The sequence below is a fragment of the Actinomycetota bacterium genome (assembly GCA_040755895.1).
Lineage (GTDB): Bacteria > Actinomycetota > Aquicultoria > Subteraquimicrobiales > Subteraquimicrobiaceae > Subteraquimicrobium.
This window is the reverse complement of the sequence record JBFMAG010000078.1, coordinates 1-15018: the sequence shown is the minus strand read 5'-3', so window position 1 is coordinate 15018 and position 15018 is coordinate 1. Positions and strand designations below refer to the sequence as shown.

The 15018-nt window shown below is 44.5% G+C and carries 15 protein-coding genes; all 15 read right to left on the bottom strand.

Annotated elements, in window-relative coordinates; translation table 11 throughout:
- Positions 1–854, bottom strand: an 854-nt coding sequence (locus AB1466_03660) for a UDP-N-acetylglucosamine--N-acetylmuramyl-(pentapeptide) pyrophosphoryl-undecaprenol N-acetylglucosamine transferase (protein ID MEW6189194.1), incomplete at its 3' end; no start/stop codon positions are given.
- On the bottom strand, positions 760–1971 hold the full coding sequence (gene ftsW / locus AB1466_03655) for a putative lipid II flippase FtsW (protein MEW6189193.1): 1212 nt from the start codon (positions 1969–1971) through the stop codon (positions 760–762). The genes ftsW and AB1466_03660, both read right to left, overlap by 95 nt.
- A gap of 171 nt (positions 1972–2142) precedes the next feature.
- Positions 2143–3516 (bottom strand): UDP-N-acetylmuramoyl-L-alanine--D-glutamate ligase, encoded by a 1374-nt coding sequence (gene murD / locus AB1466_03650; GenBank protein ID MEW6189192.1) that lies wholly within the window; start codon positions 3514–3516, stop codon positions 2143–2145.
- Between the two features lie 2 nt (positions 3517–3518).
- The gene (gene mraY, locus AB1466_03645) at positions 3519–4532 is read right to left on the bottom strand and encodes a phospho-N-acetylmuramoyl-pentapeptide-transferase (protein ID MEW6189191.1); all 1014 of its coding nucleotides are present in this window, start codon (positions 4530–4532) and stop codon (positions 3519–3521) included.
- Positions 4533–4725: 193 nt separating this feature from the next.
- Positions 4726–6123: a UDP-N-acetylmuramoyl-tripeptide--D-alanyl-D-alanine ligase gene (gene murF, locus AB1466_03640; protein ID MEW6189190.1), complete on the bottom strand. Its 1398-nt coding sequence runs from the start codon at positions 6121–6123 to the stop codon at positions 4726–4728.
- Positions 6111–7586 carry a UDP-N-acetylmuramoyl-L-alanyl-D-glutamate--2,6-diaminopimelate ligase gene (locus AB1466_03635; protein ID MEW6189189.1) on the bottom strand — a complete coding sequence of 492 codons (1476 nt, stop codon included), beginning with the start codon at positions 7584–7586 and terminating at the stop codon, positions 6111–6113. Before AB1466_03635 ends, murF begins: the two co-directional genes overlap by 13 nt.
- A 127-nt stretch (positions 7587–7713) precedes the next feature.
- Complete coding sequence (locus tag AB1466_03630) at positions 7714–9408, bottom strand: penicillin-binding protein 2 (protein ID MEW6189188.1); 1695 nt, start codon at positions 9406–9408, stop codon at positions 7714–7716.
- Positions 9409–9428: 20 nt separating this feature from the next.
- Complete coding sequence (locus AB1466_03625) at positions 9429–9923, bottom strand: hypothetical protein (GenBank protein MEW6189187.1); 495 nt, start codon at positions 9921–9923, stop codon at positions 9429–9431.
- 11 nt (positions 9924–9934) lie between these two features.
- Positions 9935–10900 (bottom strand): 16S rRNA (cytosine(1402)-N(4))-methyltransferase RsmH, encoded by a 966-nt coding sequence (gene rsmH / locus AB1466_03620; protein ID MEW6189186.1) that lies wholly within the window; start codon positions 10898–10900, stop codon positions 9935–9937.
- Between the two features lie 56 nt (positions 10901–10956).
- Positions 10957–11388 (bottom strand): division/cell wall cluster transcriptional repressor MraZ, encoded by a 432-nt coding sequence (gene mraZ, locus AB1466_03615; protein MEW6189185.1) that lies wholly within the window; start codon positions 11386–11388, stop codon positions 10957–10959.
- Between the two features lie 406 nt (positions 11389–11794).
- On the bottom strand, positions 11795–12085 hold the full coding sequence (locus tag AB1466_03610) for a MazG nucleotide pyrophosphohydrolase domain-containing protein (GenBank protein ID MEW6189184.1): 291 nt from the start codon (positions 12083–12085) through the stop codon (positions 11795–11797).
- 31 nt (positions 12086–12116) lie between these two features.
- Positions 12117–13052 (bottom strand): DUF5667 domain-containing protein, encoded by a 936-nt coding sequence (locus AB1466_03605; GenBank protein ID MEW6189183.1) that lies wholly within the window; start codon positions 13050–13052, stop codon positions 12117–12119.
- Positions 13036–13608 (bottom strand): sigma-70 family RNA polymerase sigma factor, encoded by a 573-nt coding sequence (locus AB1466_03600; protein MEW6189182.1) that lies wholly within the window; start codon positions 13606–13608, stop codon positions 13036–13038. Before AB1466_03600 ends, AB1466_03605 begins: the two co-directional genes overlap by 17 nt.
- A gap of 117 nt (positions 13609–13725) precedes the next feature.
- The gene (locus AB1466_03595) at positions 13726–14388 is read right to left on the bottom strand and encodes a class E sortase (protein ID MEW6189181.1); all 663 of its coding nucleotides are present in this window, start codon (positions 14386–14388) and stop codon (positions 13726–13728) included.
- A gap of 149 nt (positions 14389–14537) precedes the next feature.
- Positions 14538–15018, bottom strand: a 481-nt coding sequence (locus AB1466_03590; protein MEW6189180.1) for a hypothetical protein, incomplete at its 5' end; no start/stop codon positions are given.

Below are 15018 nucleotides of genomic sequence, written 5' to 3'. Positions count from 1 at the left end.
ATCCCCCTCGCTGTGATTTCGGCGATTGTAGTCGCCCCCGCTCGGCAAAGAGCTAAATCCGCTGCGGCATAGGCGAGATGGATCTTATCTAGATAGGGGAAACATCTATAAATCAATTTATCCTGCGGCTTCTCAATGTTTTTTATGGCATTGGAAACATTTTCAAAATCAATCATACCCGTAGCGTGAACCATCTGCAAGTCGTGAGAATCGCGAAAGAATGGATAAGCCTCAACTACAGCGTGATTTATTCTTTGAGCACCTCTACTTCCTCCAAAGATTAAGAGAGTTTTCCTCTTAGGATCCAATCCCAGAGTAAGAATTCCATCCTCATGAGTGGATTCCAAAATTTCGCCCCGGATGGGATTTCCCGTTAGGATAATTCCCTTCCTTTTCGGAAAAAATTCTTCAGTATCGGCGTAGGATGTGGCGATGACACTTGCAACTCGGCTCAATAGGCGGTTTGCCAAGCCGGGGATCACATTCTGTTCATGAATTACCGTGGGAATTTTTAAGAAGGCTGCAACTCCCACCACGGGTACGCTTACATATCCTCCCATACCCACCACTATGTGGGGTCCAAATTTCCTCAAAATTTTAAAAGAATCGAGGGCACCCTTGCCCAATGAAAAAGGCGTTTTTAATAAATCAATGGAAAATCTTCGAGGAAGCCCCCTCGCATCGATGGTTTCGAGGATATATCCCATTTGGGGCACCATCTCTGACTCCAGACCCGATTCAGTGCCCACAAATACTATCTCAATGCCTTCCACCAGTGATTTTAATTCTTCCGCCAGAGCGAGACCGGGATAAATATGCCCGGCGGTTCCTCCTCCGCCAATGAGTACTCGCATTTGCCTTTGCTCCCGATTTTCGTGGCTCTTGAGAAGCTATATTGAGCAAAATTCCGATGGAACACAGCGTAAAGAATAGCGATGATCCGCCGAAACTAATTAAGGGCAGAGGGATACCCGTTATGGGAATGGCTCCAGTAACTGCTCCCATGTTGATGAGCGCCTGAATTAAAATCATACAAGTGACTCCAGCTCCCAACAACCTTCCAAATCTGTCGCGAGATTTTAAAGAGATTCTCAATCCTATAATGGCCAGGATTGAGTATAGCGCCACCACAAGAAGTGTCCCCAGCAGACCAAGCTCTTCACCAATCACGGCAAAAATGAAATCCGTGTGTGAAGCCGGGAGATAAAAAAATTTCTGGCGCCCCAGACCGAGTCCCACCCCTCTCAGGCCACCGGAACCAAAAGCAAGCAGAGATTGAATGATGTGGAATCCCGATCCCCGAGGGTCAGACCAGGGATTGAGGAAGCTTAAGAATCTCTGGCGCCGATATCCGGCGGAAAAAATGAGAAGAAAAGTGGAGGCACATCCCACCAAGCCTACACCAATAATATGGTGAATTCTTGCTCCGGCTAAAAACATTAAGATGAAAATGGAAAGACATATAGCAAAAGCGGTGCCCAAATCGGGTTGGAATACCACCAGCAAGGCGATGAAGATCACTATTGGTACGAGAGGGATCAAAAGATGAGACAAATTCGTGATTTCCCGATGTTTTTGAGTAAGAATATCTGCAGTGAAGATTATGGTGGTCAATTTGGCAAATTCCGACGGCTGCAAGTTAAATTGACCAAGAGTTAACCATCTGCTTGCGCCACCAGCAGTCTTCCCCATCCCAGGAATTAGGACCAGGGCTAAAAGAGCAATCGTGATCATTATTCCCATGGTAGATAGCCTGCGCAATTTATGATAATCGTATCTAGCCAGTAAACTCATACTTATAACTCCCAGGAAGGCCCATAAAAGTTGCCTCTTCAAGTAATAATAACTGTCGCCTTCCTTTGTGTACGCTATGACTGAGCTAGCGCTAAAAATCATGATTACTCCGAATAATAGTAGCACAGTGGTGGTGCCCAAAAGCCAATAATATGAAATTGGCTTTCTCCTAAACATCTTCATAAGCGCTTTTCCACCCATATTAGATTTATGCCCTAGACATAGTTTCGAAAGGTGGCTCAAATCCTAAATTCGAAATCGCTTTGTGCTTAGAATTTAAAACATTCCTTGTGCTCAAGGACAATGTTTTGGCAAAAGAGCTTCTACCCCAGGCGATTTATGTCTAGCCTATATTGGATTTCTAAAACTCAATACAGTCTCCTTGAAGACTTTCCCCCTCTCCTCAAAATTAGAGAACATATCAAAACTGGCGCAAGCTGGTGAGAAAAGTACCACATCTCCCGACTCCGCCAGTTCCTTTGCCATAAAAACGGCTTCTGGAACGGAGGAGGCGCAATGAACCTTTGATCCATTACCCAAAGCGGCTTTAATTTCTGAGGTAGCCTCCCCGAATAAAACCACGGCTTTCACTCTCTCCTTAACTTCTCGAGCCATATCTTCAAAGCTATTTCCCTTATTCCTTCCCCCCAAAAGTAAAACTATGGGGCGATTAAAAGCTGTTAAAGCTTTGATAGTCGCCCCCGGATTGGTGGCCTTGGAATCGTTATAAAAATCTACGCCATCGATGGTGAGGACGTATTCCAGTCTGTGCTCAACTCCCGAGAAATCGCAAAGAGCTCGATTTATGGCTTCCGGGGAAATCCCTGATAAAAGAGCAGCTGCAGTAGCCGCAAGGGCGTTATCCAGATTATGCTCGCCTTTTATTCTCACTGCTTCGACCTCGCAGATTTCGGTTTCATTGCCCTTCAAATTGGACACAATTTTATCGCCTCTTATATAGACCCCCTTCTCGAACGTTCTGAATTTACTGAAGGGCATCAAGGTGGTCTTCACCGCGGGGAGAAGCCCTCGAACTAGAGGATCATCGTAATTTACTACGGCGGAATCTCCTTCACCCTGGTTTAAAAATATCCGACTCTTTGCCTGGATATAATCCTTGAAATCCACGTGCCAATCCAAGTGATCCTGTGTAATGTTGAGAAGTACACCGATATGTGGTTTAAAATGAACTATATTCTTCAGTTGAAAACTCGAAAGTTCTACGATTAAAGTGACGCCGTCTTCGAGTTCTTCAATGCATTTTACCAAAGGGTGTCCGATGTTCCCGGCAACGATCGTCGGACAGTTGGCCCTTTTAAAAATCTCCTCCAATAATAAAATGGTCGTCGTCTTCCCATTGGTTCCCGTGACTCCGATTATGGAGACACTGAGCTCTCTCAGGTTGATGAGAGAATAGGCGAGTTCGATTTCGCTCCACACGAGGATGCCGCGTCGCCTCGCCTCCGCGAGGAATGGTATTTTATCGGGAACGCCTGGGCTGACAACCACCAACTCTTTGGCATTGAGATCATCGAAACTATGATTCCCTAACCTGGTGCTGATACCCCTTTCCTCCAACTGCAAAGCCCTCTGTTCAAGGACAGTATTCCTGGCACAATCCACTATGGATACCAATGCGCCTAAATCGTTCAGTTTCTTTGCGGCGGCCATTCCACTGTGAGCCATTCCCACCACGAGCACTTTCTTCCCAGAAAAATTCATATTTAACCACCTTTCATAGCAGTTATGAAGTACAGAGCGAATCCCAACCCAGCTAGAGCTCCAGATACAATCCAAAATCTTATCATCACCTTTGTCTCCGACCAACCAAGGACCTCAAAATGGTGGTGAATGGGAGCCATCTTGAATACCCGCTTCTTGAGTCGCTTGAAGCAGACGACCTGAATGATAACTGATAGAGACTCTATGACGTATATACCCCCTATAAGGAGGAGGAAAAGCTCCGTTTTGGTCAAAACGGCTAAAGCTGCGATGGCTCCTCCCAAACCCAATGCACCGGTATCGCCCATAAAAATATCAGCGGGATACGAATTATACCATAGAAAACCAATGCAAGCTCCGCCCACAGCTGCACAAAAAATGGCTAAATCGAGGCAATCCTGTCTAAAGGCTATACCAGCATAGGCCATCATGACTAAAGTTACCGTACCTGCAGCCAGACCATCAAGGCCATCCGTTAGATTGACGCTATTCGTGGTGGCTGAGACGATGAGGAAAAGAAATATATAATAAAACCAGCCGAGATCAAGAGTGATCCCTGTGAGGGGAAGGGCGACGGCTGTCGAAAGATGAAGATATTTTACAGCTATCCAACCGAAGACAAGTGAAATAATGAGTTGCCAAGAAAGCTTGGTTCTGGCTCTAAGTCCTAAAGACCTTGCCTTTATAACCTTGCAATAATCATCAAAAAAACCCAATAATCCACAAGATAAAGCGGTCAGCAGTGCTAGAATGCTCAGTCCACTAAATCCTCTAACTTGGGACATCAGAAGGAAGGTGAAGGTTACGACCAGGAGGATTAGAAGACCACCCATGGTAGGAGTACCCTGCTTCTGTAAATGTTCTTGAGGCCCATCGGTCCGCACAATTTGTCCAATATTTCTCGACTTTAAAATCTTTACCCACAAGGGTATGAGAGTGACAATCCCCAAAAGGGAAAGACCGGCGGTTAGGAAAAGTTGATAGGTTGGATAATAGTATATCCTTGAGATTATCATCTAATCTTCCTTTACTTTGGCAAAATTTAGACGTTGGACCTCGCTCTTCATTTTTAGCTTTACATTTTGCACTTACCACGGAGACAAGTATTTATGGAGAGAAAACCACTATCTAGGAAATTTGCAAACTAAAGTAATCTTCCTTATCCCCACTATTGAAAGCTTGAAATTGTGAATGTACGCATAAAGAGTTCTACAGCAAAGACTCGGCTACCTCCTCTAACTTCATTGCCCGAGAGGCTTTTACCAAGACTATATCCCCCGGCTCCAACATCCGATTCAAAATCAGCGCTGCTTCAGTGGGAGTATTGCAAGAGATAACTTCCCTCGCATCCATGCCACTTTGTAAGGCTCCCTCAGCTATTCGTTTACCGCTCTCTCCAACCGTGATGAGTGTATTCACTCCCACCTCTTTCACAAATTTACCCAGTTCAAAATGGGAGACGTCTGTGATCTCTCCCAGTTCCAACATATCTCCCAAAACGGCTATTTTTCGCGACTGCGATCTTATATCCCCGAGAGCTATTAGGGCTGCCCTCATGGAGGTAGGATTGGCATTGTAAGCATCATTTAAAATGGTGATTCCCTTAGGTGTGGTCAATAATTGCATCCGCATCCCGGATAAAGTGCATGTCTCCAAACCGTTTTTGATATCCTTCAGGGGCAGACCCAAATGGGAAGCTATAGCAGAGGTAGCCAGAGCATTGTAAACATTATGTCTCCCCAGAACGGGCAAATTCACCCAAATATTTCCCCTGTTCGAAAGAATTTTAAAGGAAGGTCTACCCATGGAGTCCACACTAATATCGCAGGCACGAAAATTTGAAAGTTCTGAAAGCCCGTAAGTGATCACTCGTCCCCGTGCTGAGGATCTTAACCTCTCTGTCCAGAGATCATCTTGATTCAGAAAGATGGTGCCATCTTCGGGTATAGCTTCAACCAATTCGCTTTTTGCCTGAGCAATTAACTCCTCAGAACCTAGGAATTCAAAGTGGGTTTTCCCTACATTCGTTACCAATCCTATTGTGGGGTGGGCAATCTCCGCCAGCTCACCGATTTGGCCCAACCCTCGCATGGCCATTTCCACGATCAGTATCTGGGTATCTTGCTTGGCTCTAAGAATGGTAAGGGGGACACCGATTTCGTTATTGTAGTTTCTTTCGGACCAAACCACCCTCATCCTTTGAGATAGCACGCTGGCGAGCATGTCCTTCGTGCAAGTCTTTCCCGTACTGCCCGTGATCCCAATGACCTCGACTCTTAGCTGCCCTCGCAAATACCACGCTAAACTCTGAAGAGCCCTTAGACCATCCTCAACCCTTATTACGATTGTTTCCCCCTTTAACTCGCCCAAGGTATTCTTAAAAGCCTTATCCCACCTTCGGGTGAGGAAGCCACAAGCTCCTTTCTCCAAAGCACACTTGACAAACTGATGACCATCGTAATGATCGCCTTTAATGGGAATGAATAAATCACCCGGCTTCAAGGTGCGAGTATCGATGCTAATACCGTTTATGACCAGCTGAGGCAGGCCATTCAAAAGTTCCCCATCTGTGGCTGATAGAACCTGAGATACAGTTAGTGGGAACACCTTCTCAACTCCCTTAAAATTTCACAAGCCACCAAGCGATCGTCGAAGGGAATGGTTTTATCGGCAAATATTTGACCGACTTCATGCCCCTTCCCGGCGATTATGACAGTATCCCCATCATTTGCTAGGGAAATAGCCCTATAAATGGCTTCCCTTCTATCCATAATTTTGCAATATTCTGCGGAAGTTTCCCGCTTTATTCCCTTCTCAATCTGAGCGATGATCTCCTCCGGATCCTCGCTCCGAGGGTTATCGGAGGTTATTATGGTATAGTCGCTCAAGCGACTCGACACTGCACCCATCAAGGGTCTTTTAAGTCTGTCCCTATCTCCTCCACATCCAAATACCGTGATCACCTTTCCCTTTGTTATCTCTCGTGCTGTACCAATTACTTTCTCTAAACTATCCGGCGTGTGGGCGTAATCCACCACTACGGTGAAGTTTTGACCACAATCTATGATCTCAAATCTCCCGGGGATACTCTTCACTTTTCCAATACCAGTTCCTATAACTCTAAGGGGGAGCTTGAGGCTTAGACTTATTGAAACCGCTGCTAGAGCATTATAGACGTTGAATAAACCATGAAGGTGCATTGAAAAATCGTAGTCTATACCTGAGCTTAAGACTTTGAATCTTGCCCCTTTATCGCTTAATCTAACTCGCGAAGCTTTGATATTTGCCAAGGGACCCAGACCATATAAGTAATTCTCCTTTGAATGAGAAATCTCAGCGATCCTTCGCCCATAAGGATCATCTATATTAACAATATGGCAACTAGCATCATTACTTCTAAATAACTCACTCTTTACCCTGAAATATTCCTCCATATTGTGGTGATAATCGAGATGATCTTGACTCAAATTCGTAAAAACCAAAACATCGAACTGACAATGATCAGTACGATGTAAGTCGATAGCATGAGAGGTAACCTCCATAACCACTACATCTACATGTTCCCGAACCATTTCCCCCAGTATTCTCTGAAGATCACAGGACTCTGGAGTCGTTCTTTCCACGGGAAAAATCCTTTCCCCAATTTTATATTGGATAGTTCCCAATAATCCCGCCCTATATCCCGCCTCGGAGAGAATGCTTTCCACAAGATGAGCGGTGGTAGTCTTACCATTGGTCCCCGTAATCCCCACTAAAGTAAGCTTAGAACTAGGGCATTCATAGAAAATGTGAGAAAGATGAGCCAGAGCTCTTCTGGAATTGGGAACCAAAATTCGAGTGACGGGGGAAGCAATCTCCACCCAATTCTCCATGACAATAGCTACAGCACCATTGGCGATGGCTTCTTCTATATAGAGATGTCCATCGGTCTTCAATCCTTTAATGCACACAAAAAGATCTCCGGGCTTAACCCTTTTAGAATGATGGGTGAGACTTCTTATATCCACCTCGCAGTCCCCTTCGATTCTTAAAATATCATCTACACAAGAGATTAACTCCGCTAATTTCACTTGAATTCTCCTCTAAAAGATGTCTACGGCTATAATATCATTCGTCAACTCTAGGTCTCAAATACATTTAAAATAACTGTACTTTGACAAGCCCGTCTAAAAATTCGCTAAACTAGAATAAAAATAACTAGGGGGCAATCCTAAGTTGACGTAGACTGAACTCGGCTATCTCTTTAAAAATGGGGGCGGCCACTACACCGCCCCAAATAGCATCCTGGGGTTCATCGATAACTACGAGGACGATGAGTTGAGGATCCTGGGCTGGTACGAATCCAACGAAAGAAGCGATGTACTTCCCAGATTCATATCCACGACCATATTTTTTGACTTTCTGAGCGGTTCCCGTCTTTCCAGCTACTCGATAACCGGGTATCCTGGCAGTCTTACCGGTTCCCACGTTCACCGCTTGTTCCAAAATACCCCGCATTTGACGGGCAGTTTTAGAAGAGAGAACCTTTTCACCCGGATCTCTAGAAAAGGTTTTTATCACTCTCCCCTGAGGACTGATTATGGAGGAAAGCAAATGGGGGCGAACCTTCAATCCATCATTTGCAATGATGGAAATGGCCTGGATTATCAGCAGAGGAGTTGCGGATAAACCTTGACCAAAGGGAATATTTGCAATGGTCGTTCCATACCATTTATCCGGCGGTGGAACATATCCCTTGGATTCACCGGGAAAATCGATACCAGACTTATCCGTCAAACCAAAGGCGCTAAGATATTTATAGATTCTTTCCCTGCCCAATTTTAAGCCAATGGTTACCGCCCCCACATTGCTGGACTCGGTGACAATCTGAGTGAAGGTGAAATTTCTTGGAGGTCCTGGATGAGCTTCCCTAATCACTTTATTTGAAACTTTAATGGTACTAGGAAGGTAAAAAATGTTTTTCGGTGTAAATAATCTCTCCTCCAGAGCAGCGGAGGCGATGATCGCTTTTACCGTGGAGCCGGGTTCATAAATGTCGGTAACCGCTCGATTCCGTATAACCTCAGAGCTCGTCTTTGAGAAATTATTCAAATCAAAGGATGGATAATTAGCCATGGCGTAAATTTCCCCAGTTTTGGGATTCATGACGATGGCAAGGCCGCTCTTCGCATGGAATTTTTCAACACCCTTCTTAAGAGCCTCCTCAGTTTTAAACTGAATATCCCTATCCAGTGTGAGCGTTATGTCATTTCCGTCTGTGGGGGGCGATAACTGTAAAATCCCCCCGGGTATAGCCCTTCCTAAGGGATCCTTCTCGACAATAAGCTCACCTGGTCTACCTCGCAAAAGATCATCGTAATAGAGTTCGAGTCCGGTGAGACCCTTATTATCAACGCCAACAAACCCTACAACTTGAGCAGCAACGGAATTACATGGATAGTATCTTTTATTCTCATTTAAAAATCCTATCCCCTCAATCTCCAATGCCTTTACGGCATCGGCTTTCTCCTGATCAACTTTGCGAGCGAGGTAAACAAAGCCACAATCTCTGGTTAGCTTTTTGTAAAGAATCTCTTCATTCGCACCAAGAATGAGAGAAAGTTTTGATGCAACACGAAGGGGATTTTTGATGAGGTAGGGGGTGGCATAAATCGTTTCCCTCTGAACACTTACCGCCAGTTCCTGGCCATCTTTATCATAAATCGTGCCTCGGTGAGGAGCTAACTCAATGCGTCTTAGGCGCTGCTTGAGAGCTAAAGTATCGTATTTCTTGGCTTCAACTCCCTGAATAAAGATAAGGCGGGTAGCAATCCCCAATAGACCAATAATAACGATACCAAGAAGGAGAAGTATTCTTCGCTCCTCCTTCCTACGCGACTGGACGTTTCCCATGAGATTCCTCTCAAGCTATATTAATTCTTTGCTTCGGCTTCTGGGCTTCTCAGGAATTTCTCGAGACGTCCAGCGAGCTTACACAGTCTCCCGAGGATATCCGATTCTTTAGAAGAAGGTGAACCCCGTGCAAATGATTCTCTCTCCTCCTGGAGATTCATCTCTGGAGGGAGGGTAATGTAACTAACCTCTGTTGGACTTATCATGCCTAGTTTCTCGCAGGCAATCTTTCTTATTCTCTCGGGGGATTTTAATTCCATCGCCTGCAGAAGGAGTTTCTCGTGTTTGATTTGCTCCACATGAAGAGTTGTTTTAAGCTTTTCCATCTGAAGAGCATATTGGGCAATGAGAGCACGTTGAGAGAGATTAAGCATTACAAATAGAGCGAGGATGAAACTGAAGAATAAAAAGTTTACAAAGGGAGAAGAGAACCTTCCATACCCTCGATTCTCGATGACTTTAAATGAGCGTAAAGGTTGACTCGAAGTCTTTGCTATTTTCCTTGCTGTTTGCATTGGTTCCCACCTTACCTGCCTGCCGGTAGAGGTATCTTTTCCGCTGCGCGTAATCTTGCGCTATCCGCCCGCGGATTTGCTTCAATTTCTTCAGGACCTGGCTTTATGGGTCTCCTCGTTAAAATCTTGATCGAAGATTTTCTGCCACATTGGCAAATTGGTATCGAAGGTGGACATATACAACCCCTTGCCAACTCCTTGAAAGTATCCTTAACGATCCTATCCTCCAAGGAGTGGTAAGATATGACTACTATCCGACCACCGGGTTTAAGCCACTTAACCGCATCCCTTATGGCTTTATCCAAACTCTCGAGCTCTTTGTTGACCTCTATCCTCAGAGCCTGGAAAGTTCTTCTAGCCGGATGTCCTCCTTTACGACGAGCCGAAGCGGGAATTGCATCTTTTATGATCCCCACAAGTTGAGTGGTTGTTTTGACCGGTCCCCTTTCCCTAGCTTCTACTATGAAGTGAGCAATTCTAGATGCCCATCTCTCCTCCCCATATCTTTTGATAATGAATGCTAATTCTGCCTCAGTGTATGTATTTACCACATCCGCAGCGGTTAACTTCTGTGAAAGATCCATTCGCATATCCAAGGGAGCTTCAAATCTATAACTGAAACCTCTTTCGGGCGCATCCAATTGAGCCGAGGAAAGACCGAGATCAAAGAGAATGCCATCTACCGCATGAATACCTAAATTGTGAAGGATTTTATCGAGATTTTTAAAATTGTCCCTAATTATTTTGGTTTGCTGGCTGAAGCGTGCATTTTCTCTTGCTGCTTCAATTGCTGTTTCATCTACATCAATCCCTATTAAGAGACCTCCTGGTGCGATTAAATCTGCAACCGCCTTTGCGTGTCCTGCCCCGCCTAAGGTGCAATCTACGACGATGCTGCCATCCCTGCAATTAAGTTGCTTCAGGACTTCAGCCAGCAAAACCGGTTTATGCTCAAACCTTTTTGAAAAAAGTTTGATTAAAAATCACCCCTTGCCTGCTGGGCAGGCGGGTCTGCACTTTTGAAGGACCGATTCTATATACTCAATTCGGGCAGATGCTCGGCAACCTCAGCATAAGATTTCTCGGCTTGCTTTTGGTAAGTTTCCCAATTCTCCCTGTTCCAAATCTCCAATCGATTTGAAACACCTATTATGACCACATCTCTATTTAAGCCAGCGTAATTCCTCAGATGCTCGGGGATCAAAACTCTACCTTGTTTATCTAAAACCCCTTCTTTCGCCCCCGAAAAGAGGCAGCGAGAAAATTGACGGGCGGCTTTCTTGGTTAATGGCAAAAGTCTTATTTTATCCGCCAACTGTAGCCACTCCTTGCGAGAGAAAATGAACAAGCATTCTTCCATTCCCTTAGCAATGAACAAGCCATCCGCGAGAGCATCTCTAAACTCCGCTGGTAGTATCAATCGTCCTGTACTATCCAATGTGTGATGAAATTCACCCGAGAACACGTCACTAAAATCTCCTCACACCAATTTACACCATTTTAAACCATTTTGCTCCAAACTACAAATTCTATTCCAATATCAAAATTCCTTCAATTTTTTCATAATTTTTTAAAAAATTTTGGCACTTGGGAGGCTCTCGTTTTAAGAGGTTGATATGCTAAAGCGAGTGGATATAGGAAATTTGCAAACTAAAGTAGATGTATAATTTGAAGGATATCTGCAGATTCCGTCGAATAAAAGGAAAAAATGGAGGTGTATATTGGATGATTATAGAATCGGTGCAAACACTTTGGGCTCTTTGTCTATTTGTGATAGCGATCCTCGCCATTGTAATGGGGGTAATAGCCTACCGCTCCATTAAATAAACTTTTAATCCCCCTTCGCAATTGAAAACCACCATATTTTTGCTTCAAAATTCCCTGCACGCGCAAGGTTTTTGCTCACATTTCGGGCATCCCTTGCTATATTTATTCATTGCCATTTCCTCTAAGTTGACATCGCATAGAGAAGCCAAACTAACCAGCCAGGCGAGTACATCAGCGAATTCTTCCCTGAGTTTTGTGGTATTCCCCGATCTTAAAGCTCGAGCCAGCTCCCCGACTTCTTCGGTAAACCACACGAAGGTTCCATCAATTCCTCTGCGATTGTCCTTTTCAAAATAAATTTCCTTTATAAGGACTTGAAAATCAAAAATCCTCATCTATTATCTCCTCGCTCGATAAAAGTAGACTTTATTCCCTCGAATCTCTCTCGTATTCACCTTCTTCGCGTTCTTGAGGATGTTCACTCTCTTGAGGACTGATGGAAGGAGTGGATTCGGTTTCCTCTCTCATCCTCGATTTATCGGGAACCTTTGGAGCCCTCGGAACCTTTGGTTTCGGAGGTGTAATAATTCTCTCCTTCTTCTTAAGAGCACTCTCCGCCTGTTCATGGCCCCTTCGGCTGACTTCAACGGCCCTTTGTATCGCACCTTTTGCTGGATCGGGTACTTTGGTCCATACCGTTTGAAGGACCTGCCCCTGGTACTCAGTTAATTCTATTACTTTGCGTAAAATTTCCATCTTTTTGTTCGCAGGGATGGTTTCCACCATGGCTTGTACCTTTTCAACCTCATTATTCATTTCAGATAATGCGGTGTTAAGACCCTCCTCTTTACCTTGAGCAACTAATAGCATTATCTCATTGAGTCTATTTTTCGCGAATTTTAGATGCAGCTGGGCTTTGCTATAATCATCAAAGGCAAAGACCAATTGAACTCGTTCCATGGCTATCTTCAGGGGATAAAGTGGGCTGTCCGGTAAACTCCGAGCAGAAGCTGCAACCGCTCCGCTTCCCACCAAGATAACAATGAGAATAACCGCGGCTACCCTCATCAGTATATCCTTGATACCGGTGACTCTCTCGACAAAAGCCATCCGGTTTCGCCCCCTAGCTTCAGCAGTTTTGAGTAACCGCTGACGAGCTGTGATTCTAAACGTCGAGGAGGGTGTGGGTAAAGGAACGGCTCTTACAAAAGCAGCTGTACGGAGTAGAGGTTCAAGCTCTTCCTTAAACTCAGGATAACGAGCCAAACATCCCTCCATATTTTCCTCTCCACTTAGGAGAAGTTCTATGCATCTATCCAAAACCTCTGCTAACCTAACGATTTTATCACTCTCGTTCATCATTGGATTCTCCCTTCAAAATTCGATACAGCGAGTGTAGGGCTCTATGCTGAAGAGCTTTTATTGCCCCCTCGGTCTTATTCAATGTTCGGGCTATTCCCGCATTCGAAAGATTCATGAAGAACTTAAGGATGATTACCTCCTGTTGCTCTTCAGTTAACCTCGATATGGCAGCATACAATTTTTCATAGGAAAATTTCCTTATCGCTATCTCCTCTGGATCCTCACGATCAATGGTTTGGATCCGATCACTCACGGGTATCATGGTTGACCTCGACCTCGTTCGGTAATAATCGATCATTAAATTGCGAGCTATTCTGAACAACCACGATGAAAAAGGAACTCCTCTCCAACTAAATTTGTCGATCGCTTCCAAGGCTTTCAGGAAAACTCTTTCCGTGAGATCCTCAGCCTCCGTGGGATCACCCACCTTATAGTAAATGTATCCATAAACGCGATCGAAATAGATATCGTATAACATCCCAAAAGCTTCACCATCTCCTACCTTTGCTCGTTCCACAATGTCCTTTAAGTCTTGTGCCGTCTTTAAAGGTGTCATTAATTCCTCCGTTTGTATAAACGTGAAAAGAATTTGAAAGATACTCTCCCAAAAGAATTCTTTTATTTATTTATGGAATCACCGAGATTTCCCTCCAAATAAATGGAATTTAATACCCTAATGCTCGCTCTGGGAAGAAAGCTCAGCAATGATGATGAGTCTTTGCCTTACACTATGAGGGGGATGGCAAGATGTTAAAGTTAATCTGGGATCTTCAGTGGGCTTGATCGCACTTACATCCGTGGGTTTAACTATCTTCTTCGCAACAACCATATATCTCCAAGGAGATTCGCGAGATAATGAGTAAATCAAGACCTCATCGCCCAATTTCAACTCGTTAAGCCGCCTAAAAGGCGCACTGTAGGTCACACGGTGTCCGGATATCACACAGTTTCCTTTATCACCCGGGAGAGCGCTGCCTTCCAAGTGACCAGGTCCCTTCCTGAGAGCTTCCCAAGTGGTACCTTCAACCACGATGACATCCAACCCTATTTTAGGAATAACTAATCTAGCGAATGCCCGTACACTTATAGGTTTTTTATCTCGTGGCTCTGGGAGATTTTGAATAACCTTTTTTTCACCCTCCGAAAGAGGAGGAATCATTGAAGGTAGAGAGTCCTTCGCTGAAGGCAACGAATCCTTGGATCCGCCTCTCCACTCTTGAACGAGCTTTCGTTGCTCAAAGGCTGCATAGATATCCGTGAATATTAAATACAGGAGTATCAAAACACCAATGACTATGAATAATTTTCCAAGAGGCTTCAAAAATTTTGTCCTCATTTCTCTTCTCTAAAATTAAGGAAAACGAAAATCCAAGGCAATCCTATGATACCAGAATAAGGATGAGTAATTCCACGAGTTAAAAGGTCTCCACGTTAAAAGTCCACTTTCAGTTGAATGGAAGATCGCCTTTTCTCCGAGATTCTAACTTATCTAGTTTTTGGATACCTCTTGGAACCGACGAGCTGCAGAACAAAGCCAACGGTTATCAGAAGTATTGCCACAGCTAAATAGTATAATAACTCAAACCCGGTGGGAGGAAGCTTAGCTGGATAAGGTAGCACCTCAGGTACAGCTTCTGGATATGGTAGAACCTCTGGAATTATTCCTGCAACGGATATTTCGACCGATGCCTCCCTAGGTTCTAGAATCTCGTGACATCTAATTACTGTGACATTTTTGATTACGCCAGTGGCAGTACTATCGACAGTTACTTGGAAAGTGAGGGTGCCACTGCTACCAGGGGTCAAAGTACCTATATTCCACGTAATTGTACGCGTACTGGGATCATAGACGCCACCATGGCTCGCACTCCCATCCACATAAGTCAAACCCCCTGGAATTTGATCGGATATCACTACACCTGTGAGATCAGCATTGCCCGTATTCTTGTAAGTAATCGTAAAGGTA

Coding starts and splice junctions, on each gene's coding strand:
- ftsW (MEW6189193.1), bottom strand. CDS start 1,971: ATGTTTAGGAGAAAGCCAATTTCATATTATTGGCTTTTGGGCACCACC.
- murD (MEW6189192.1), bottom strand. CDS start 3,516: ATGAATTTTTCTGGGAAGAAAGTGCTCGTGGTGGGAATGGCTCACAGT.
- mraY (MEW6189191.1), bottom strand. CDS start 4,532: ATGATAATCTCAAGGATATACTATTATCCAACCTATCAACTTTTCCTA.
- AB1466_03630 (MEW6189188.1), bottom strand. CDS start 9,408: ATGGGAAACGTCCAGTCGCGTAGGAAGGAGGAGCGAAGAATACTTCTC.
- AB1466_03625 (MEW6189187.1), bottom strand. CDS start 9,923: ATGCAAACAGCAAGGAAAATAGCAAAGACTTCGAGTCAACCTTTACGC.
- AB1466_03610 (MEW6189184.1), bottom strand. CDS start 12,085: ATGAGGATTTTTGATTTTCAAGTCCTTATAAAGGAAATTTATTTTGAA.
- AB1466_03605 (MEW6189183.1), bottom strand. CDS start 13,052: ATGATGAACGAGAGTGATAAAATCGTTAGGTTAGCAGAGGTTTTGGAT.
- AB1466_03600 (MEW6189182.1), bottom strand. CDS start 13,608: ATGACACCTTTAAAGACGGCACAAGACTTAAAGGACATTGTGGAACGA.
- AB1466_03595 (MEW6189181.1), bottom strand. CDS start 14,388: ATGAGGACAAAATTTTTGAAGCCTCTTGGAAAATTATTCATAGTCATT.